The organism is Proteus penneri (assembly GCF_003144535.1).
In the GTDB taxonomy this organism is placed as follows: domain Bacteria; phylum Pseudomonadota; class Gammaproteobacteria; order Enterobacterales; family Enterobacteriaceae; genus Proteus; species Proteus penneri.
The window spans coordinates 439,979-463,435 of the sequence record NZ_PHFJ01000001.1 but is presented as its reverse complement, the minus strand read 5'-3'; the positions used below and the strand labels follow the sequence as shown (position 1 = coordinate 463,435).

21 protein-coding genes are annotated in these 23,457 nt (G+C 35.3%); 5 read left to right on the top strand and 16 right to left on the bottom strand.

Annotation, left to right across the window (positions count from 1 at the left end; genetic code table 11):
• The first annotated feature begins 167 nt into the window (after window positions 1-167).
• From CUB63_RS02295 to CUB63_RS02285, 3 genes are all read left to right on the top strand, one after another.
• Window positions 168-530 (top strand): hypothetical protein, encoded by a 363-nt coding sequence (locus CUB63_RS02295; RefSeq protein WP_006536483.1) that lies wholly within the window; start codon window positions 168-170, stop codon window positions 528-530.
• 306 nt (window positions 531-836) lie between these two features.
• Window positions 837-1,814, top strand: a complete 978-nt coding sequence (gene hemB / locus CUB63_RS02290; protein WP_072064069.1) for a porphobilinogen synthase — start codon at window positions 837-839, stop codon at window positions 1,812-1,814.
• Window positions 1,815-2,026: 212 nt separating this feature from the next.
• The gene (locus CUB63_RS02285; protein ID WP_109847363.1) at window positions 2,027-2,491 is read left to right on the top strand and encodes an HIT family protein; all 465 of its coding nucleotides are present in this window, start codon (window positions 2,027-2,029) and stop codon (window positions 2,489-2,491) included.
• A 107-nt stretch (window positions 2,492-2,598) separates the two neighbouring features.
• On the opposite strand, the gene CUB63_RS02280 is transcribed toward CUB63_RS02285, so the two are convergent.
• From CUB63_RS02280 to betI, 7 genes are all read right to left on the bottom strand, one after another.
• On the bottom strand, window positions 2,599-2,943 hold the full coding sequence (locus CUB63_RS02280; protein ID WP_006536478.1) for a low molecular weight protein tyrosine phosphatase family protein: 345 nt from the start codon (window positions 2,941-2,943) through the stop codon (window positions 2,599-2,601).
• A gap of 2 nt (window positions 2,944-2,945) precedes the next feature.
• The gene (locus CUB63_RS02275; protein ID WP_006536477.1) at window positions 2,946-3,164 is read right to left on the bottom strand and encodes a hypothetical protein; all 219 of its coding nucleotides are present in this window, start codon (window positions 3,162-3,164) and stop codon (window positions 2,946-2,948) included.
• A gap of 397 nt (window positions 3,165-3,561) precedes the next feature.
• Window positions 3,562-4,839 carry a cytosine deaminase gene (locus CUB63_RS02270; RefSeq protein WP_006536476.1) on the bottom strand — a complete coding sequence of 426 codons (1,278 nt, stop codon included), beginning with the start codon at window positions 4,837-4,839 and terminating at the stop codon, window positions 3,562-3,564.
• Entirely contained in the window at window positions 4,829-6,079 is a 1,251-nt protein-coding gene (gene codB, locus CUB63_RS02265; RefSeq protein ID WP_109847362.1) for a cytosine permease, read from the bottom strand. Before codB ends, CUB63_RS02270 begins: the two co-directional genes overlap by 11 nt.
• Before the next feature lie 373 nt (window positions 6,080-6,452).
• Complete coding sequence (betA, locus tag CUB63_RS02260) at window positions 6,453-8,123, bottom strand: choline dehydrogenase (RefSeq protein WP_109847361.1); 1,671 nt, start codon at window positions 8,121-8,123, stop codon at window positions 6,453-6,455.
• A 39-nt stretch (window positions 8,124-8,162) separates the two neighbouring features.
• Entirely contained in the window at window positions 8,163-9,638 is a 1,476-nt protein-coding gene (gene betB, locus CUB63_RS02255) for a betaine-aldehyde dehydrogenase (protein ID WP_109847360.1), read from the bottom strand.
• Between the two features lie 24 nt (window positions 9,639-9,662).
• The gene (betI, locus tag CUB63_RS02250) at window positions 9,663-10,265 is read right to left on the bottom strand and encodes a transcriptional regulator BetI (RefSeq protein WP_006536469.1); all 603 of its coding nucleotides are present in this window, start codon (window positions 10,263-10,265) and stop codon (window positions 9,663-9,665) included.
• A 210-nt stretch (window positions 10,266-10,475) separates the two neighbouring features.
• Between betI and CUB63_RS02245 the strand changes: the two genes are divergently transcribed.
• A complete protein-coding gene (locus CUB63_RS02245; RefSeq protein ID WP_109847359.1) occupies window positions 10,476-12,512 on the top strand; it encodes a choline transporter in 2,037 nt (678 codons plus the stop codon).
• Window positions 12,513-12,735: 223 nt separating this feature from the next.
• Window positions 12,736-13,893, top strand: coding sequence for a pyridoxal phosphate-dependent aminotransferase (locus CUB63_RS02240; protein WP_109847358.1), 1,158 nt, complete (start codon window positions 12,736-12,738; stop codon window positions 13,891-13,893).
• A 68-nt stretch (window positions 13,894-13,961) separates the two neighbouring features.
• Here the strand turns inward: CUB63_RS02240 and CUB63_RS02235 are convergent, their stop codons facing one another.
• From CUB63_RS02235 to oppD, 9 genes are all read right to left on the bottom strand, one after another.
• On the bottom strand, window positions 13,962-14,489 hold the full coding sequence (locus CUB63_RS02235) for a fimbrial protein (RefSeq protein ID WP_267472748.1): 528 nt from the start codon (window positions 14,487-14,489) through the stop codon (window positions 13,962-13,964).
• A gap of 49 nt (window positions 14,490-14,538) precedes the next feature.
• Window positions 14,539-15,534 (bottom strand): fimbrial protein, encoded by a 996-nt coding sequence (locus CUB63_RS02230; protein WP_109847357.1) that lies wholly within the window; start codon window positions 15,532-15,534, stop codon window positions 14,539-14,541.
• Window positions 15,535-15,552: 18 nt separating this feature from the next.
• Complete coding sequence (locus tag CUB63_RS02225; protein WP_109847356.1) at window positions 15,553-18,144, bottom strand: fimbrial biogenesis usher protein; 2,592 nt, start codon at window positions 18,142-18,144, stop codon at window positions 15,553-15,555.
• Window positions 18,145-18,177: 33 nt separating this feature from the next.
• Entirely contained in the window at window positions 18,178-18,870 is a 693-nt protein-coding gene (locus tag CUB63_RS02220) for a fimbria/pilus periplasmic chaperone (RefSeq protein WP_006536456.1), read from the bottom strand.
• Between the two features lie 24 nt (window positions 18,871-18,894).
• Entirely contained in the window at window positions 18,895-19,437 is a 543-nt protein-coding gene (locus CUB63_RS02215) for a fimbrial protein (protein WP_109847355.1), read from the bottom strand.
• Between the two features lie 65 nt (window positions 19,438-19,502).
• Window positions 19,503-20,063, bottom strand: a complete 561-nt coding sequence (gene fimA / locus CUB63_RS02210) for a type 1 fimbrial major subunit FimA (RefSeq protein ID WP_072064082.1) — start codon at window positions 20,061-20,063, stop codon at window positions 19,503-19,505.
• A 265-nt stretch (window positions 20,064-20,328) separates the two neighbouring features.
• Window positions 20,329-20,664 carry a helix-turn-helix domain-containing protein gene (locus tag CUB63_RS02205; protein WP_109847354.1) on the bottom strand — a complete coding sequence of 112 codons (336 nt, stop codon included), beginning with the start codon at window positions 20,662-20,664 and terminating at the stop codon, window positions 20,329-20,331.
• 799 nt (window positions 20,665-21,463) lie between these two features.
• Window positions 21,464-22,471 carry a murein tripeptide/oligopeptide ABC transporter ATP binding protein OppF gene (oppF, locus tag CUB63_RS02200; protein ID WP_109847353.1) on the bottom strand — a complete coding sequence of 336 codons (1,008 nt, stop codon included), beginning with the start codon at window positions 22,469-22,471 and terminating at the stop codon, window positions 21,464-21,466.
• On the bottom strand, window positions 22,468-23,454 hold the full coding sequence (gene oppD / locus CUB63_RS02195) for an ABC transporter ATP-binding protein (RefSeq protein WP_072064085.1): 987 nt from the start codon (window positions 23,452-23,454) through the stop codon (window positions 22,468-22,470). The genes oppF and oppD overlap by 4 nt, the downstream gene beginning before the upstream one ends.
• Between the last annotated feature and the right edge of the window lie 3 nt (window positions 23,455-23,457).

Sequence of the window (23,457 nt, the reverse complement as noted above, 5' to 3'; positions counted from 1 at the left end):
AATTGCTAGCTTATTGTCCCTAAACACAATTATAACCAAAATAGCTAAAATCAATAGGATTAAAAATATTAATTATTCATATTTTTACACTTATTCTGATTTATCGTCACTCCTATTTATATGTTACACTCAATGAGTACGTACCAAAAAATAAACATGAGGCTAAAATGAAACCACTTCTCTTATCTCTGCTATTATTGCCCGCAGTTGCTTTTGCTAACCCAACCAAAATGGCTGATGATTACTGCGATACCTTTAAAGATATCTCAATTAAAGCTTATGATACAAAAGAACCAGCAGAGAAAATTGCCAAAGATGCAGTAGCCTCTTTAAATGCAAAGAAATTTGATTTCGCAAAATTAGAAGCAACTGAAGCTCAATTTACTGAAGGCACTATCGAAGTTGTTAACTCTTTACGTGACGCAAAAGCTGAAATTGGCTCTCGAGCAGAATTCCAAGAAGGCCTAACTCAAATTGTTGCCGCTTGTAAAATTCAAATGATCTCTGCATTAGAAGAGCAAAAAAAATAATCTTCTCAATAAAGAATCGGTAGAAATCAATTTAAAGAGTAGAAATTATCCTGCTCTTTTTTATTTCGCCTTCTCCATCACTTATTTTTCTTCCCTTTTATTTTTCCTTTCTCTTTTTTCTCTATAACTAACTTTCCATATTCTAGATAATTCAAGGTATAGCTAGGCGGCAAGTGAATAAGAATAATCATAACACTACAACTTGAAGTATAACGATTATCAATTATGCAGTATCTATCTATCAATATTAAGGTTTATAATACCTCGGTAAATACTTGTTAGTACTGGCCATAAAAAGGAGATATTGTGAGCAACGAACAATCCATCCAGCGTTTAAGAAGACTACGCCAGTCAGAAAACCTGCGCGCTCTCTTTCAAGAAACAACCTTAACTAAAAATGATCTCGCTTTGCCTATTTTTGTTGAAGAAGGGCTTGATGATTATCAGCCTATTAAAAGTATGCCGGGAGTGGTTCGTATTCCTGAAAAGCGTCTTGCTTATGAAATTGAACGCATTGCCAAAGCTGGCATTAAAACTGTCATGACTTTTGGGGTATCCCATCATCTTGATGAAACTGGGAGTGATGCTTGGAAAAGTGATGGCTTAGTTTCTCGCATGTCTCGTATTTGTAAAGATGCAGTACCAGAAATGATTGTCATGTCTGATACCTGTTTTTGTGAATACACTTCACATGGTCACTGTGGCGTTTTACATGGTGAACATGTTGATAATGATGAAACTATCTATAATTTAGGTCTTCAAGCTGTTGCAGCAGCACAAGCTGGTGCCGATTTTATCGCGCCATCTGCGGCAATGGATGGCCAAGTCGCAGCCATTCGCGCAGCGCTTGATAAAGCAGGATTTAGCGACACAGGCATTGTCTCTTATTCGACTAAATTTGCCTCCGCATTATATGGCCCTTTCCGTGATGCAGCAGGCTCGCGCTTAATAGGTGATCGTAAAACTTACCAAATGAATCCAATGAACCGCCGTGAAGCGATCCGTGAATCATTAATTGATGAGCAAGAAGGCGCTGATATGCTGATGGTAAAACCAGCGGGTGCTTATTTAGATATTATTCGCGATGTGCGTGAACGTACTTTGTTACCTTTAGCCGCTTATCAAATCAGCGGTGAATATGCGCAAATTAAATTTGCGGCATTAGCGGGTGCAATCGATGAAGATCGTGTGGTAATGGAAACTTTAGGTTCAATTAAACGTGCAGGAGCAGATTTAATTCTGTCTTACTTTGCACTTGATTTAGCTGAAAGAAACCTACTGTAATTCGCCAAGTATGACAAACCCTTAGTAAGTTAAATGACTCGCTAAGGGTTTTCCTTTGTAATATCCTCTTTCTTTTGCCTATTGCCTTTATTCTTATCATTTTGATTTTCTTGTCATTATTTAGTTTAATTTTGAAATAAATTACACATAGGGCTATCTTTTCAACATTAATTTTGCTGAGATATCAGCTCATTTTTGGCTATGAGGTTACTATGGATAATTGTATTTTCTGTCAAATCGTTGCTGGAAAGGCACCTTGCCATAAAATTTGGGAAGACGAACACCACCTTGCATTTCTGTCTATATTTCCAAACACCAAAGGCTTTACTGTTGTTATTCCTAAAAAACACTATCCAAGTTACGTTTTTGATCTTAGTGATGAAGCCTTAGCTTTATTAGTGATTGCCACAAAAAAAGTGGCAAAAATCTTAGATAAAACATTCCCTGATGTCTCCCGTACAGGCATGTTTTTTGAAGGATTTGGTGTTGATCATGTTCACAGTAAACTTAGTCCAATGCATGGCACTGGTGATATGACTAAATGGGCACCCATTGAAAATAAGCAGAAGATTTTCTTTGATAAATATCCAGGTTATCTTTCATCTCACGATTTTGAACGAGCGAGTGATGAAGAACTTGCACAATTAGCCGCCTTGATCAGAAAAAATAATCAATAAATACAACAAATAAAATTTAACTTATTTTTTATACCCAAGGCTTTCAAATATAAAAAAACGCTCAGTCTTATATTTTGAACTGAGCGTTTTTGATCAAGATAAATAAATTATTTAGTTGAAAGCTTTGCTTCCATCGATAAATAAGGCTGAACTTTCTGTTCAAGGCGTTCAATTAATGCCGGATCATTAAAGCGATAATTATCAGGTATTCCCAATGCATGGGCTTTTTTATAGCGCATGGTTGCAGGAAAATGTGCAGATAAGCGATTTAAATGTTTAGATTCCATAGTAAGGACTAAATCAGCCCATTTTAGCAATTCGTTATCAACAACACATTGCGCATCTTTGCGCGTACCCGCTGAAAGTGTATTAATCCCTTCTCTATCTGCAAACAATAGTTCAGCAGTCGGGCTTCGCCATTGGTTTTTACTGCAAATAAATAAGATATTCATTATTACTCACTATCAGATAACGCATTTAATCGACGCTGACTACGAGAAATTCTTGGGTATTCAATTCCTAGTTGTGTAGCTCTGGTCATTTTAAGTGATCGAGTATATAAATTAGACCATTTTTTTTCTGGTTTAAACATCACTCGTGAACAACCCATTTCTTGATGTTTATTTTTTCGGTTAACACATTGGCGCCAACCACGATCTCTTTGTGTAGACATAAAAACCTCTCAGATTAAAGGGATAGCAGCCGCAGTAATACGGAGAGGATCTAACAGCGTCTTATTTTAATTAAATTAGGTAAATCTGCAATGATTCATTTTTATTCAATAAATCTTGAAATAAGAAAACAAAGAGTATTCTAAATAGATTAACTATCTTCTTGTTTTATATAAAACACCAAACATGAGATAATAATAATTTAAATATATTTATTTGCGTTTAGGAATTGCATTTCACAACCATAAGGTAAATATTGATTTTTAAGTTAAATAATACAAATAAAAAAAACATAAAATAATTAAGCATTACATGTCTATTTATTATTCAATTTATTAATTTACTTATATAAAAAAGTCATCCTAAATAAAGATGACTTTTACTACAATTATTGGGTTATTATTTATAATTAACTAGTGTCGGCTTATCTAACATAATTTCTGTTTTTGCTGGCTCTGTTTGTGCGATCACTTTACCTTGACGAACGGAATAACGCACTGGTACTTGGCGACGTAAAGCATCAAATCCATTATCAGCGGGTAGAATGATAAAGTTTGCACTATTTCCTACTTCAACACCATAATCTGTTAAAGCGAGTGTTTTTGCACTGTTGTGGCTAATTAACTGTAATCCGTTATCAATTTGACCATAACCCATTAATTGGCAAACATGCAGCCCCATATGTAAAACTTGAAGCATATTTGCTGTACCTAATGGATACCACGGATCAAAAACATCATCATGACCAAAGCAGACGTTAATATTACTTTCTAGCATCTCTTTTACGCGAGTAATACCACGACGTTTTGGATATGTATCAAAACGCCCCTGCAAGTGAATATTCACTAAAGGATTCGCCACAAAGTTAATGCCTGACATTCTTAATAAACGGAATAAGCGCGAAGTATAGGCCCCATTATAAGAGTGCATTGCGGTTGTATGACTTGCAGTAACTCTTGAGCCCATATTTTCTTTATGTGCTAAAGCGGCAACGGTTTCAACGAAGCGAGATTGCTCATCATCAATTTCATCACAATGAACATCAATTAAACGATCATATTTTTGTGCTAATGCGAAGGTTTTATGCAATGATTCAACACCATATTCACGCGTAAATTCAAAGTGTGGAATAGCACCTACAACATCAGCACCTAATTTTAATGCTTCTTCTAATAAAGCTTCACCATTAGGGTAAGACAAAATACCTTCTTGTGGAAAAGCAACGATTTGTAAATCAACCCAAGGTTTAATTTCTTCTTTCACTTCCAGCATTGCTTTTAATGCGGTGAGCGATGCATCCGAAACATCCACATGAGTTCTAACATGTTGAATACCATTAGCAATTTGCCATTGAAGCGTTTGCCATGCACGTTGTTTAACATCATCATGAGTTAACAATGCTTTTCGCTCTGCCCAGCGCTCGATACCTTCAAATAACGTACCTGATTGATTCCAATTCGGCTGCCCCGCAGTTTGTGTAGTATCTAAATGAATATGAGGTTCAACAAAAGGAGCGTGAACTAAACCACCTTGCGCATCTAATGACTCAAGATGAAAATTATTTTCAGGCTGAGGCTCTATCGCTTCAATTTTGTTATTTTTTAGCGTAATGCGCCACAAACCTTCTTTTCCAACTAGACGAGCATGGTTAATTTGTTCGATATTTTTACCCAGCATGATTTATCTCCGCTTGTCGAGCTGTACGACGATTTAATATGGGATTTAACACAGCATAACTTATTGCTCCCCCCAACACGGCATTAACAGGCACAATACCCGGTAACCAGTGCCCTGCGATAATACCAATTGCAACAGCGAGTAATGCAACCCAGTTAACCGATTGCATTGTAGCAACATTAAAGCTGTTATAGCGTGCTTTATTCATCAGATAATCTGCAATAATAACACCTCCTACTGGTGGAATTGCTGCAGATAAAAAGGTAAGCCAACCAACAAAGTTATTATAAAGCCATAATGCACACAGCGTACCAATGATACCGTTTATTACAGAAAGTTTTTTACTTGATAAACCAGTGATATTGGCAAAGCCCAATCCTGATGCATATAACGCATTATCATTGGTTGTCCAGATATTTAAACCTAGCACCACGATAGCCGGCAGCAATAATCCTTGCGCAATCATCACATCAGAAATATCTGCCATTCCCAGTGAAGCGGCGCCTGCTGCGCCAAAGACAAACATCAATGTATTGCCTAAGAAGAAGGCGACAATTGCAACAACCACTGCGACTTTAGGGTTTCGTCCAAAGCGGACAAAATCAGCCGTCAGTGTACCCGCACTAATAAACGATCCGACAACCATCGCCAGCGCTAAATTAAAATCTAATGGCTGAGTAGGTTTAACAGCCATTAACGTAGAAAGCCCGCCCATATCATGTATGGCAAGATAAACAGAGTAACTTCCAAGGATAGCAATAGCGGGAACAGCAATGATAGAGAGAACGGTGAGAGCGGAAATGCCGAAAAATACAGTGATGGTCATTAAAATGCCGGAAACGGCGATGAGGAGATTGATATCAATACCAGTGGCTTTTCCTACTGGGATGGCAAACATTGCCACCCCCACACCGAACCAACCAACTTGAGTACCACCGAGTAAAAATGAGGGAAGCCAAGAACCTTTAATACCGAAAGAGTAACGCGCGAGAAGATGAGTAGTAAGACCTGTTTTTGAACCAATAAAACCAAGAAATGCGGTGTAGATACCAAGAAGAAGATTACCAATTAGAACTGCGAGGAAGAAATCATTAAAGGAAAGACCAGTACCAAGAGCGCCGCCAGTCCACATACTGGCTGAAAAAAACGTTAATCCCAACATCACAAAGGTTAACGCTAATCCACCCTTTCTTGCGGATATGGGCACTGGGCTCTGACTATAATTGTTGTCCTGAGACACTTTAACCCCCTATTAATTTCACCAGGCCAAAAAAATCTGGCGAATTCTATCTACATAAAAATATTATGCAAACGTTTTCGTCGTCTGTTTATTATAATTAATGGAATGCTTCACTTATGGAGAGTTGATATTCGTCACAGAAATGGCAGAACAATCGTTGTTTTACTTGAATTTATCTCGTTATTTCGAATACGACTTATCAAGTAATTTTATTTAGGAATATTTATGATAAAGATTAATCACATTCCCTCTCTCGAAAACCTCAAATTACATAAATATTTCTTATTTAAATTGAAAGCAATAAAAAGAAATTATTGATAAACGCACAAAAGAGGAACTTTCATCCCCCTTTTGCATATTGTAAATAACTTGCTTAATTTCGTCTTCTCACCGGAGTATTATCTGCAACATAGTATTTTGCCTGACTTTTAGGTAAAGGTTTAATCCCTCTCACCTTATCAGCTAACTTTTCTGCAATCATAATTGTAGTCGCATTCAAATTCCCAGTGATTATTAGTGGCATGATAGATGCATCAATAACTCTTAAGTTTTCCATGCCGTGTACTCGACCTTCACCATCAACAACAGCCATTTCATCCGTTCCCATTTTACACGTACCACAAGGATGAAATGCTGTTTCAGCACGTTCTCTAACAAAAGCATCAAGCTCTTCATCACTTTGGATATGTTTGCCTGGACTAATTTCTTCACCACGATAAGCATCTAATGCCGGTTGTGCCATTATTTCTCGCGTGATACGGATAGCTGAACGAAACTCTTCCCAATCTTGTTCTGTGGACATGTAATTAAATAAAATATTGGGATGTTGATGAGGATCTATAGATGCTAATTTTACTCGCCCTCGACTGGGTGAACGCATAGAGCCCACATGCGCTTGGAAACCATGTACTTCTACCGCATTGGTGCCATTATAATTAATGGCAACAGGTAAAAAATGGAATTGAATATTAGGCCAGGCAAACTTTTCGCTAGAGCGAATAAACCCTCCCGCTTCAAATTGATTGCTTGCCCCAATCCCTGTTCCTTGAAATAGCCATTGCGCACCAATCTTAGGCTGGTTATACCATTTTAAAGCAGGATAAAGTGAAACAGGCCTTTTACATTCATACTGCAAATACATTTCTAAGTGATCTTGCAGATTTTCCCCAACTCCAGGTAATACATGTACTGGTTGAATATTAAATTCATTTAGTACTTTTTCAGGCCCAACACCAGAACGTTGCAAAATTTGGGGCGAAGCAATTGCACCAGCGCAAAGCAATACTTCTCGGCGAACTTTTACATGGTGAGGAGTGGTATTTCTCCCTAAAAAATAGCGAACGCCTACGGCTTTTTTGCCTTCAAACTCAATAATATCGGTCGTTGCATGTGTCTCGATCGTTAAGTTTTTGCGTGCTTTCGCTTGATCAAGATAGCCTCTTGCTGTGCTTGCTCGACGGCCTTTAGGTGTGACGGTTCTATCCATCGGGCCAAAACCCTCTTGCTGATAGCCGTTAAGATCAATCGTTCTTGGGTATCCTGCTTGTACACCCGCCTCAATCATTGCTTGAAATAAGATATTATTGCCTTTTTTCGGCGTAGTCACACTTACAGGGCCTTTATCACCATGATAATCATTGGCACCAATATCGCGACTTTCTGCCTTACGAAAATAAGGTAAACAACTTAAGTAATCCCACTCTTCAAGGCCGGGGAGTTTTGCCCAACCATCAAAGTCCATCGCATTACCACGGATATAACACATACCATTAATTAATGATGATCCACCAAGCCCTTTCCCACGACCACATTCCATGCGTCGGTTATTCATATAAGGTTCAGGCTCTGTTTCATAAGCCCAATTATATCGCCTACCTTGTAACGGATAAGCTAATGCCGCTGGCATTTGTGTACGAAAATCGAACCTGTAGTCCGGACCTCCAGCTTCAAGGAGCAGCACAGTAACTTCAGGATCTTCTGTCAAGCGGGTAGCAAGAACGTTACCGGCTGAACCAGCACCGATAATAATGTAGTCATAGACCATTGTTATCTCCTCTGTTTCAGTCATTAAAAAAAGAATGGATTAAAAAACGGATGAAAACTCCCCAAGTTCAACTTGAATAGATTTTATTTGCGTGTAATTTTGTAATGTAACTAGGCCATTTTCGCGCCCCACCCCAGAATGTTTATAGCCACCAACTGGCATTTCTGCTGGAGACTCGCCCCATGTATTAATCCAACAAATTCCAGCTTCCAATTGGTGAATAACACGATGAGCTGTTGTGAAATCTTTAGTGACAAGACCTGCGGCTAAACCATAAACGCTATTATTTGCGCGTGAAATCACTTCATCTTCAGTTTGATAACTCAAAATACTCATCACTGGGCCAAATATTTCGTCTTGCGTAATTTTCATATCATCAGTGCAATCAGTGAAAACCGTCGGTGCAACATAAGCACCTTGCGCAAAATTGCTTTCTAACAAACGGTGACCACCACAAAGTAATCTTGCCCCTTGAGCTTTGCCTAACTCAATATAATTCAAGACTTTTTCAAGATGAGGAAAACTGACCAGTGGACCAAAATTGGTATCCATCTCAAGAGGAGAGCCGATCCTAATACGTGATACGCGCTCTATAATTTTCGCTTCAAATGCAGCCTTTAATCTTTCGGGAACAAAAACACGAGTGCCATTGGTACACACCTGCCCCGAACTATAAAAATTCGCCATCATCGCAATATCAGCGGCGGTATCTAAATCTGCATCATCAAAAATAATTAAAGGCGATTTTCCACCAAGCTCCATGGTTACTTCTTTTAAACTTGAAGCAGAAGCATTTGCCATTACCTTTTTACCCGTTTCAATTCCACCAGTGAAAGAAACTTTCGCGATATCAGGATGCTGTGTTAACCACTGTCCCACATTAGCTTTTCCTGTAACAACATTAAAAACGCCCTTTGGCAATCCTGCCTCAGTGTATATTTCGGCAAGTTTTAATGCTGTTAATGAAGTCATCTCACTTGGTTTAAAGATCATGGCATTACCTGCGGCAAGTGCAGGTGCAGACTTCCACAACGCTATTTGAATCGGATAATTCCAAGCACCGATACCAGCAACAATTCCCAATGGTTCACGGCGAGTATAAGCAAAAGCCGTTTCTCTTAGTGGAATTTGCTCTCCTTCAAGTGCAGGAATAAGACCTGCGTAATACTCTAAAACATCAGCGCCCGTCACAATATCGACATAACGTGTTTCAGATAGGGGTTTGCCTGTATCTAGGGTTTCTAAATAAGCCAATTCATCATTACGTTCACGTAAAATATCAACAGCCCGTCGTAAAATTCGAGAGCGTTCCATCGCGGTCATTGCACGCCAAATTTTTTGCCCTTGCTTCGCACTCTCGACGGCCCAATTGATATCTTCTTCACTTGCAGATTGTAAATGTGCAATCACTTCGCCATTAGCAGGATTAATCGCATCAAATTGTTCACACTCTGGCTCTGCACAATCGACATATCCACCATGAATATAAAGTTTATGTAACGGTGGGTTTGGCATAGTTTCTCCTTTATTATTAGTTTTTTAAGTCTTTATTTGACTCCGATTTGTAAGTTGCATATCGATATATTCATTAGTAATGGTTTTGGCCTCTTCAAGAGAAAATGGTGCATTACTTAATGCACTTCGTAGCCATAAACCATCTATTAATGCGGCTAAACCTTTCGCAGCCAAACGTGCTTGATCTTTAGTAAGAACACGCCCAAACTCGTAACTTAAATTGGAATAAAGTCTTCTATCATTGACCTTTTGTAGACGATTCAAATTAGGCTGATGCATACTACTCGCCCAAAACGCTAGCCATGTTTTCATGGCAGCTTCACTGGTTTGCGTAGTATCAAAGTTACCTTCAACAATGGCTTGGATACGTCGCTTAGGTGTTGCATCGCTTAACATTCTTAAACGTATCGCCACCGCAAAACCCAATTGATACTGGATATGGCGCATAGCAGCTTCCAACAATCCATTTTTATCACGAAAGTAGTGGCTAATAATGCCGTTAGAAACACCGGCTTTTCGAGCGATCAATGCGATGCTCGCCTCTTGCATTCCAACCTCATTAATAACTGCTAACGTCGCTTGGATTAATTGCTGTTTACGTATCGACTGCATTCCTATCTTCGGCATGTTTTAAAGACCTAAAAAATACATTGAACATATTCATTAAACGTTTTTTTAATTGAACATTCAATCAATATTAACTATTGTTTATCACAATTAATTTACATTTCTATATGGGAGGATATTGTGAAAATTTGAATCTTTGCAACTAATTCAATTAGTTAACAAAGAATGCAACTTTTAACTTTTAGATAAATAAATTTTTTGGAATTTCTGATGACAACTCTTAACAGCACAAAAAAACCACAGAAAGACAAGCTAAATTCTGTCGTTTTTTTCGCTTCAGCAACGCTGATTTTAGCGTTTTCTTTCTTCACTATTTTGATGACAGAAACAGCAAATACATGGATTGTGGCAACACTGGGATGGGTATCAAAAACCTTTGGTTGGTACTATCTATTGGCAGCCACGTTATACATTGTTTTTGTTATTTTTGTTGCCACATCTCGTTTTGGAAATATCAAATTAGGACCTGAACAATCGAAACCTGAATTTAGTGTTTTAAGTTGGTCTGCGATGTTATTTGCAGCCGGTATTGGGATTGATTTGATGTTTTTCTCTGTAGCAGAGCCGATTACACAATATATGTTACCGCCAACCGGCGAAGGTGAAACAATAGAAGCAGCCCGTCAGTCGATGGTGTGGACTTTATTCCACTATGGCCTGACGGGCTGGTCTATGTATGCACTTATTGGTATCGCACTAGGTTATTTTAGCTATCGTTACAATTTGCCATTAACCATACGCTCTGCACTTTATCCTATCTTTGGAAATCGTATTTATGGCCCAATTGGTCATACAGTTGATATTGCTGCGGTATTAGGTACCATTTTTGGTATTGCAACAACGTTAGGTATTGGTGTTGTACAACTTAATTATGGCTTAAAAGTTCTTTTTGATTTACCCCAAGGATTAGGTGTCCAAGGTGGATTAATTCTATTATCCGTTATTATGGCCGTTATTTCGGCAACATCGGGCGTTAATAAAGGGATCAGGATTTTATCTGAACTGAACGTATTACTCGCATTGGGGCTTATTTTATTTATCTTATTTGCAGGGGATACTGAGTTTTTATTAAATGCACTGGTATTAAATGTCGGTGATTACACTAATCGTTTTTTAAGCATGACATTAAATAGTTTTGCATTTGATAGACCAACAGATTGGATGAATAGCTGGACACTGTTTTTCTGGGCTTGGTGGGTTGCATGGTCACCTTTTGTTGGACTCTTTTTAGCACGTATTTCAAGAGGACGAACAATTCGACAATTCGTCATAGGTACTTTAATTATTCCCTTTGTTTTTACACTGTTATGGTTATCCATTTTTGGTAATAGCGCTTTATATGAAGTGATCCATGGCAATAAAGCACTCGCACAAACCGTATTAGAAGCCCCCGAAAAAGGATTCTATTCTTTATTAGAACTCTATCCCGGTTTTGGTTTAACGGCTTCTGTCGCCACAATGACGGGATTATTATTTTATGTCACTTCTGCCGACTCTGGTTCATTAGTATTAGGCAATTTCACCTCTCAATTAAGCCATGTTAATAACGATGCACCCAATTGGCTTCGCATTTTCTGGTCTATTGCTATTGGTTTATTAACGTTAGGTATGTTAATGGCAGATGGTATTTCTGCCTTACAAAACACGACAATAATAATGGGATTGCCCTTTAGCTTTGTTATTTTCTTTATTATGGCCGGACTTTATAAGTCATTAAAAGTTGAAGATTTCAGACGAGTTAGTTCGCTAAATACCAATGCGCCGGCACCACTTTATGGTAATACGACGATGAATTGGAAACAGCGTTTAGGGCGGGTTATGAATTTCCCAGGAACCACCTATACACAACGCATGTTAGATTTAACCTGTATGCCAGCAATGCAAGATGTGGCTAAAGAACTTTTATTACGTGGAGCGAAAGTTGAATTCAATTATTACCCAATCGAAGATAATGAACGCTTACATCATTTAGAACTTGTGGTCGATCTTGGCCAAGAGCAAAATTTTATTTATCAAATTTGGCCACAGAAATACTCAGTACCTGCATTTACTTATCGTGCTCGTCGAGGTAAATCAGACTATTACCGTTTAGAGACCTATTTATGGGAAGGTACACAAGGTAATGACTTAATGGATTACACCAAAGAGCAAATTATTACAGATATTTTAGACCAATATGAAAAACACCTGAACTTTATTCATCTTAGTCGTGAAGCACCCGGATCGACACTAACTTTTCCTGAATAAAAGCTATAAATAGCCATTAATATCTAAGGGAAATCTGATAAACGATTTCCCTTTTTTATTATATTGATATTGAACCGTGTTAGACAATGTTTTCCAAAGAACCACGCAAGAAAAAAAGTGAATATTTAATTATTTTTATTACATAACTATTTACTTTGGTTTTCTTTTTAGTAATCTATGTGAACTAATAAAACATAGAATAATTTACTTGGGAAAACATCACATGAATCGTCGTTCATTCTTAACATCATCCAGCCTAGTGATTGGGGGGCTTTCGTTAAGTTCCTTTGTTAGCTCTGCTTATGCCAATGAACCATTGAAAAATAAATTGGTATTTAATGCAGAAAATCCGTTACTACTCAATTTTAATGAAAATTCACTTGGCATGTCGCAAAAAGCGAAACAGGCTATTATCGATGCTTTACCCAATGCTTTCAGATATCCAGATGATGCACGTAGCGCATTAATTAGCGAATTAGGGAAAGAATTTAAACTTTCAGATAAACATATTACCTTAGGAAATGGCTCATCTGAGACAATTCAAGCAGCCGTACAATTTGTGGCAAACAAAGCACAAAAAGAAGGTAAAGCAGTTCAACTTATTGTTCCTGACCCGACATTTAACTATGCCGAGCTTTATGCTGAACCTTTAGGTGTAAAAATCGTTAAAGTACCCGTTGATAATACTCTAGCTTTCGATTTAACAACCATGCAGAAAAAAGCGCAAGAATTTGACGGTATCAGTATGGTCTATTTATGCAATCCGAATAATCCAACAGCAATGTTAACCCCTAGTGCAGAATTATCGAACTGGGTAAAATCAGCAAAAGAGAATGTCTTTTTTATTATTGATGAAGCTTACGCTGAGTTTGTTTCAACACCTGAATTTATCAGTGCAATTTCGTTAGTTGCTGCAGGATATAAAAATCTGATTGTCGCCCGTACTTTCTCAAAAATTTATGCCTTAGCTGGGTTACGTGTAGGTTATGGCGTTGCTGTCCCAGAAGTAATCTCACAAATTGATTCCTTTGTTTCTATTGATAATACTAATACTGCAGGTGCAGTTGCCGCATTAGCCTCACTAAAAGATAAAGCTTATGTGGAATATAGTCGTAAATCGATTGATGTTTCACGTCAGATAGTCGTTGATGCCTTAAAAGAGCTGAATATTGAATACGCACCTTCTCATGCAAACTTTATATTTCATAAAGTTAAAGGCGATGTAAAAACCTATCAAAATAGAATGAAAGACGCGAATATTATGGTGGGTCGTGAATTTCCACCTGCTTTGGGTTGGAGCCGTTTAACTTTAGGCACACCCGAAGAGATGAGCTATTTCGTCGCAACCTTAAAAGAGTTTCGAACTAAAGGCTGGATTTGATTTTATTTTATTCAAATTCACTCATAATAGTTTATATATAAAGGGAACTAAAACGTTCCCTTTATAATTTAAAGATATTCTAAAGAAAACAAAACTTCGCCATTTGCACTACCACTGACAACAGACGACCCTGTTGATACATATTGCGCATAAAAATCAAGAGCAATATTATTGATTGTTCCTACTGGATAAATAACACTACTTTCACCTGGTAATACCTTATCTTTATTTTTATCTAAAATTGCGATCCCAACATTTTTTGCAGAGTCATTTTCTGACAATTTAAATAGTGTATTATCTTGATTATCAGTATCCCCTTTAAAGGTCACTTTCACTCCCGTCGTAAATACACTACAATCCGTTAAGTTAAGCGTAAACTTTATCGGTTCTGTTGTTTTGTTTTGCTGAAAGTCTTTCGTTCCCCACACACCTAAATCTACGAATTTATTCATTGATTCAGGACTTACTCTACATGTATTTGCAACAATATTTGCTTTTATAACAATATTGGTATTTGCCAATTCAGCTTTTGCGTCTTGAACTAGAAATATTGAACACCCTATCAATAAAAATAGTATCCATAATAAAGAGCGCATTATTTTGTTACTATAAAATAACTCATTCATGATGTGAGCCTATATAAATTTAAGGGAAATCGACTCTTAAGAAACCACTAGATGTCACGGAACCTTCTGCTGGTGTTTTTCCATCAATACTGACAGGATACACATTAATAGTAACATTAGAGTCAGAATTTCCATTTAGTTTAAAAGGAATAAAACTGGATAAATCGTTAGGGGTTAACTCCGTACCGTTAGCGTTCGCAATAATAAATCCAACACTTTTATTATTAGAAACAATTGCATTACCGTATACAGAATCGGCTTGTAAACGCATTGTCAAATCTGCACTGGCCTCTATATTGTCACATTGAATATTTAAATTACGCGAAATTGTATTTACTCCTTCCGCTTTTTTCCCCGCTTCTTTAAAACTTGATGCAGGAATATTATCAAAATCAATATTTAACACTTGACCCGAATTAATCACACAAGATTGTGGTACAGATATCGAAAGATTTAAAAATAACTTAGTGATCACCGCTTGTTTTGTTGCGCAATTTTGTGGTTGGCAGAATCCAAATTCACCGACAAAAATATTATTTACATAAGTACCTGAAATAATCGCTTTATCTATTTTTATTCGTGTCTGATATTTTCGTGTAGAAACAACCCCTTCTTCACCTTCTGTATAAGAACGAGGACCACAAGTAGAACTTAAAGTTGGTACATTATAAGGAACATAAATTGTTCTACAATTATTTGTCATCCTTAAAGCCACAGATATATAGTCATCTATTCTTGAGTATACCCAATCATTATTACTGGTGTTAGCTGTAGGAATATTACCATTAGAATATGTTGCCCAAGTTTGTCCTTGACCGGCATTCCACCTTAATGTTGTTCGATTTGTTAAATTAATATCAGAAGCATCTTTAGTGACCCCTACTTTATTTTCATTCTTTGTTAACTGTCCACTGAGTGTTGAAATTTCATTAGCATTACAACCACTGATGCAGTTAACAGCAATAGCACTATTTGAAGCAATGGCTATTATCGTAAATAATAATATTCTCATCATAAAAAACCCATTCAGTTGCTATTTATCAGATTGACAAGTAGAAGAGATAAAATAAATCCCTTTTTCTTTAGATGATTTATCGTTAATTTCATAATCAAATGTACATTGTTGGTCTTCCATTCTTCCCCACTTAGCTTTTAATTTCCCTATAGGTGCTAATCCAGAAATAAAGACATTCCCGTTATCACCAACAATACCACTTACAGAACGCGATTCGTCAATAACCATTGCACCAAATGGGATAATCGCACCATTTTTTTTCTTTAAATTTACTATTGCTCGATAACCGATATTGGTTTTAAAATTAGCCTGCACTAATGCTCCTTTAGTAGGAATAACATTCATAATTGCATTTTCTAATTCAATATTTTCACCTAATGAATTTATATCCAAAGAAACACGATTATTCTTATAAATAGATGCATAAGGTAGAACGGCATATCCTTTATTATTAGTTAATATACCATTAGCATTCTCAACTCTAATGTTATTAGCATCATTTGCTTTAATAAGAATATTTGTATCACCTAAAGGCTGGCTTAAAGTAATTCCACCAGAATGTGCAACAACACCACCATTTAAATTATAATTTAATTCATGCCAATCGTTATTATAATTATATCCGCTCCCCAGATTAGCATACTTTCCTTTATAGTTAGCATAAACCATTCCAGAGTAACCACCACCGTTATGAGCATACCCTTGTTGGATATTATAATTTAAATTATTATCCTCAAGTAATGTTCCTGTTAATCCAGCTTGTTGAACCCATACATTGTCATTACTTCTATTCATAGAATAAACGGCATACATACTATTTCGACTAGCGTTTAAATCATTAACTCTATTTTGATTAAAAAGATCATTAATAGGAATAGAAATATTAAATGCAATATTTTTATTATCTCCACTCATACCTGGCGATTTAGATTTAGAAAAATTCAAGCTATAATTAATTTGCTTTATATTTCCATTATAACCAATTTGCCATAATTGTTCTGTTTCTGTTGTTCGCCAATAATTTTGATAAGAACCCAATAAATATAAAGAACTGTTATCCGTCACTTGCTGATTTATATTAACTTGAAAACGTCCTTTTTTAGAATAATTTAAATTATAATAGTTAGATAAACTTTCATTATCCCTTATTATTCCATCAGAAGTGATAATTTCACGTCCTTCCATTTTATTGTAACTAACTTCATTTAACGTATAATATCCTTGAGTCGAATATCGATACCCCATAATTTGAAAGTTTGTCCCTGTGCTATTAATTGACTTCGCATAAAGTAGACGAAATGATTGTCCTTTTTTATGTTCATCATTTGGTAAAATACTATTTGCTTGAATAACATCTGCTGATATCGCACCTAAATTTCCTAAATTTCCACCTAGACCAATAGCATAAGCTTGATAGTTATTCGAAAATTGACTTCCCCCATAGAGGGTTAAATTATAAGGCAAACCATAAATTAAATTTAATTGCCCAAAATTAGGTTTATCCTGAAAATCAGACCCACTTCTAAATTCCCCTCCAATAAACTCATATTTAAGGCGTCCTTCACGTTGCAAAATAGGAACATTTGAATAAGGCACAACAAATTGAGTAATTTCTCCATTATTCTCTTTGATTACCACATCTAAATTACCACTGCTTGATGTTGCATAAAGATCTTTTATTTCGAATGCACCAGGAGGAACAGAAATTTGGTAGATAACAAAGCCATTTTGTTTAACAGTAACAATCGCATTGCTATTTGCAATCCCTTTAATTGTAGGAGCAAATCCTCTCATACTATCAGGTAGCATATTATCATCAGATTCTAGTTTAGCACCTCTAAAACCAAGGCTATCAAAAATGATACCGCTAGAAAATGAATCACCCACTGTCAGCTCTGCTTTTAATGGAATTATCGGTTTTTGTACATATGTTCTTATATTACGCCATTTATTCTGGTTATTTTCACCACTAGCGTACATCCATGTGCTTTCATTACGTAGTCGCCATGATCCTACATTAATACCAGGGTTTAGATTTAAAAAGTAATTATTATTATTAATATTATCTTTGAAATTTTTACTATTTCTTCCTGTAAAATTATAATTTAACAAAAAGGCATTAATACCATTATCCCATTTTTCTGGAGGAATATAGCCACGAACATTATTTTTAAACATTACTTGTGGAATACTTAAAAATAACTTTTGACTTTCAAAATCAAATCTAATATTTGACTTTTCAATCTCATCTAATATATCAATACACTCTTTACTATTAATTTTTTTACTATCATCATTTAAACTCACACCTATATTTTTTAATTCTTTATTGTTTAAACAAGGTAGCAACCCTGTTCCATCAGATGATTTATTATTTTCATAAAAGGGAATACTTTTAGTTTCAATATATTCATTATTGACATAAATTTCGACTGAATAGATTCCTTCTGGCTGGCCTTCACCTTTATCAAAGCGTGATAAATCTGCAACTTCACTATCAATGCTCGATATCAAATTAGGATTAAAAAAGCTATCTGCATAACTAATGCTAGAATAAAAAGATCCTAAAACGAAATAGAGATTAAAAATTATAGTCTTAGATTTTAACATAATAAAACCTTATCATTAATTAATCTTGTAGTATTATTTACTAACCTTTTTTATTATTATTGGCGTACTGGCACCATAATCATTAATAGTTTGATAAGATATTTGATTATAGCTAGGATTATTGACTTTTATTTCTATAGATCCTTTAGGCGGCACCATAGTACTATTCAACTTTTCTTCTCCGACTTTTATATTAATTAAGGTTGCATAATATGGTGTTGGATTTTTTATTGTTAAATTTTTCCCTGAAGGTATAAATTCAATACTACTAGGAACATCTTCAGTTCTAAATACCAAGCCTTGTGGCCTAACAAATATTTTTATTCTAGATAACACGGCCAATTGCAATATATTTTTATCTTTAATTTCTTCTCTTTCAATTTCAGGTATTGCTTTCATATTTAGCCAAAATAAACTTTCTCTATCAGTAGGTAAAATTTTTCCTGCATATATAATTCTTAATTTATTTTCACTTTCAGGCTTACTTACAAAAAGAGGTGGAGTCACAATAAATTCATTTGTTTTTTTATCATCGTTATCATCAATCCACGACTGAATTAAAAAACGTAATTTTTTATCTGTATTATTAATAGTAATTGATGTCTGTTTAGCATCCATTGGATATATAATTCGAGTTGCAGCCAATGCTACACCTCCAGCATAAGAGAATGAAGAAAAACAAAAGAGAAAAAATAAAATAATATAGTTTCTATATATTAAATACATATGAGCCTCGAGTAACAGGTTTAATTAGTGATAACTAAAAACAAACCACACAACACTATCGGCCTTACCGCCAATAACCGTTTCTTTTGTTGCTAAATAGCTTGCTTTAAATTCTATTTTTAACTCATTTTCTTTAATAAACTTATATTTATTAATATTATTTGGAATTATCATCTCATCTTCAGAATTAAATAGTGCAACACCAACACCTGAAGCTGAATTTTGTTTTTCTGTAATATTAAATAATCGTTTATCTATACTATTGACATCACCTAAAATATATAAACTGACTTTATCAGCCATATTTTTATTACAATTCATTAATTTAATAAAAAAAGGGAGCTTTATTGAATGACTTCCTACACCATTAAATTGATTACTACTAATAATACCTAAATCAACAATCTGATTTTTACTTTCTGGAGATACTGTACATGCTGGTTCAACAATACCTCCCCTAAAATAAACAATACCATCATCTAAAAATGTTTTATTCCTTTCTATAGAATATGTTGTAAATGAAATAGAAAAAAACAGTGCAATAGAATATATTAAGCTATATTTCATATTTGCCTCGATATAAAAGTATGGCCTTTATTATTAGGCCATACTTCTCAATAAACTAATTAGACTTATTCATATTGCATTCTAAAAGTCACATTGGCATCAGCCTGACCCGGTGTTACTGTATCTAATGTTGATTTATAGCGGGCAACAAAATTCAAAGTATTAGCTCCGTCAATTAACTGTTTAGCGGTAGAGAACACAGAACCATCTGGTGATAAAATTTTACCCGTATGGTCTGTAATCTCAATACCAACACCTGTGGCTGCGCCTGCGCCACCAGTTGTAATATTACTGACAGCTAATACTGTTTTGTCATTTGAATCACTAACACCTGAAAATGATGCTGAGGCATTTTTTGCAACTGTAGTATCACACGCTTCTAAATCAATCGAAAAATCAGTGTTTCCAACAGTTTTACCAACACTATCAAATTGGGCTGTTCGATATTGACCAATATTGATAGTTTGATTCATTGACTTTGCACTAACAGCACATGCAGCATTTACTATTTGCCCCGTAAAATTAATTTTACCACCATTAACAATAGTAGCCGCCGAAGCAATACTACTCAGTGATAAAACTGATACAGCTAATACGGTTTTAACTAGCATTTTTCTTTTAAGCATTGACTTTTCCTTTTATATTACAGGTAAATATAAACAACATCTTCACTTCAAAATATACTCAAGGCAATAAAACTCATATTAAAGAGAAATATTAATAATGGATTTCCATATCTAAATATAAAATTAAGATATGGATATTAAAATAAAGTATCAAGTAACAATAACTCAATAGACATGTCGATATTACATAAATAGGATTTAATTTAAATCCTTATTAAAAGTGTAATATTGGTATATCTATATAAATTAAAAAATCAAAAATATATTAAATAACATTTTTAAAAAAAGGAATGTTATTATCAGTATCATATTTTATTTTATACTTTAGTGTAATTACTCTATTTCTTACTCGATCAAAAAAATCACTAATTGAAATATCAAATATATTTAGTATATAACATAATATATCTACAGGTATTTTATTTATACCTCGTTCATAACGAGATATCTGTTGTTGAGAAATATTTAATATTTTTCCTAGTTCAGCCCCCGTCATAAAATTACGTTGTCGTAAGAGAGAGAGTTCATATCCTATCGAATGACAAAATATCTTTCTTTCTGAGATATATTTAAAATTCAATGAGAAATCATTTATTTCCAAAATTATCTTCCCCAAATGTATTTGTATTTAATTTACGATATAAGATTAATAAAATCAAACATTCAAAATTTTCTAACCAATTAAGATGCACATAATAAAACACCAAATAAGTGTAAGTAAATATACTCAATCACCTTATATCAGGAGGTTAATAATTTATTTTATTTATATCATCTTTTTTGTAAGGTGATAAAATCTAAAAAACAATGATTATTTGACAAAATAAAAGATAATATTCTGCATTTATAGGAAAGGTAAACACTTATCATTGTATGATAAAAGAATAATTTTGGAGGGATTAATATTTAATTAAAAGTAAAAACAAAGACAAAGCTAAAAAACAGTCTTTTTCATCCTTTTGAATTAAGTTAAAGAGATGAAGGCATTAACTAATCTTATTAATTGTAAAATATAACTAATTCCTGCTGAGTTTTGTTGATGAAAATCAAACTTTGTGTTAATTAATATTTCATTACAATAGTGAAAGTATAAGTCTCACTTAAACCACACCTAACTCATTAAAAAATAATATTTTTTTCAATATATTAAGATATCTAAACACAATAGATATGGTTAACATTAAAAATAAGCAACTTAATTGGTTTATAATTAGAATATTAATTATAAAACTAGGCTTCTTAAGCTTTTTGAAAAAATAATGATAAGCACTAAAACAAGGTGTATTAATAAAATATTTTTTGCTTATTAAACAACATAGAATTGACGTTCATATTTTATGATAAAAAAAGTCTGAATAAATTCAGACTTTTTTTATCCATTAGTATAATTTTATTAAAAATTAAAGTGGATCGACTTTTAAACAAGAGACGGCATGGCGGAAGCTTCCTTCTAATAAAGGTCGTGTTTTTGCACATTCTTCATCCGCCATAGGACAACGTGTACGGAAAATACAACCTGATGGTGGATTAATCGGAGAAGGCAACTCCCCCTCTAATAAATCAATGTGCTTATTACGCTCTTTATCGGGATCAGGAATAGGTACTGCTGACATCAACGCTTTAGTATAAGGATGTAGTGGATGATGATAAACTTCATCATAGGTTCCTAATTCTACCGCATGCCCTAAATACATCACCAAAACACGATCTGAAATATGCTTTACCACTACCAAATCATGCGCAATAAAGATTAAAGATAATCCCATCTCTTTTTGAATATCTTTCAGCAAGTTAACCACTTGAGCCTGAATTGATACATCTAATGCTGAAACGGATTCATCACAAATCACTAATTTAGGCTCTAGAATTAACGCGCGAGCAATACCGATACGCTGACATTGCCCACCAGAGAATTCATGAGGATAACGGTTGATTAAGTTTGGCAATAATCCGACTCGCATCATCATTGCTTTGACTTTTTCAACAACTTCAGCCTGTTTCATTTTAGGGTGATAAGTTTTTAATGGTTCAGCAATGATATCGCCAATCGTCATTCTTGGGTTTAGAGAAGCCAGCGGATCTTGGAATATCATCTGGATATCTTGGCGAATATCGCGCCATTGCTTATTCCCCATTCCCAGTAAATCATTACCTAACCAAGTGACTGTTCCACCAGAGGCTTTGACTAACCCAATAATGGCCCGCGCAAATGTCGATTTACCACAACCAGATTCACCAACAACCCCTAATGTTTCACCTTCATATAAACGTAGCGTGACACCATCAACGGCTTTGAGGCTTTTTTTAGGTTGCCAGAACCACTGTTTATTATCTTGAACATCGAAATAAACTTTTAAGTCATTCACTTCGAGAATAACTTTTCTATCTTGTAACATGGCTTGAGTCATACCAATTCCTCCACCGCTTTAAAACAGGCACGTAATCGCCCTTGTGCAAATTGCTCTAATTGAGGTTCACTCGTTAAGCATTGCTCTGTTGCATACTGGCAACGAGGTTGGAATGGACAGCCTTTTGGTAAACGCAATAAGTTAGGCGGATTACCCGGAATAGTCGCTAGTCGCTCATCTTCACCGTCTAAACGCGGAACGGCTTGTAGCAACCCGATAGAATAAGGGTGTGATGGTTGATAAAAAATATCACGCGCATTCCCATATTCCATCGTGCGCCCTGCATACATTACCAATACTTTATCGCAAATTCCTGCAACAACCCCTAAGTCATGGGTGATCATAATAATTGCGGTGTTTAAATCATTCTTAAGCTCATTTAACAGTGTCATGATTTGTGCTTGAACCGTCACATCAAGCGCTGTTGTCGGCTCATCAGCAATTAATAGTTTAGGCTTACACAGCAATGCCATTGCAATCATGACACGTTGACGCATCCCACCTGAAAATTCATGGGGGTACATACTCATTCGTTTATGCGCTTCAGGCATTTTTACGGCATCTAACATACGCACAGATTCTGCATATGCATCGTTTTTACTCATGCCTTTATGAAGCATTAAGACTTCAATAAGCTGTGAACCCACTTTCATATAGGGATTTAATGAGGTCATTGGATCTTGAAATATCATGGATATTTCTTCAGCACGCATTTTATTTAATTCACTTTGGCGAAGATTTAAGATCTCACGACCATTAAAGTTTGCGCTACCCGCTGTGCGACCATTTTTTGCTAATAATCCCATCAATGCGAAAGCTGTTTGCGATTTACCTGAACCCGACTCACCAACAATGCCTAGAGTTTCACCTGCGGCTAATTCAAAATTGAGTTTATTAACTGCGGTGACATCACCATCTGCGGTACCAAAAGTGACACTGAGATCTTTAACGCTTAATAACGACTTATTTGCTGTATTTGTCATTTT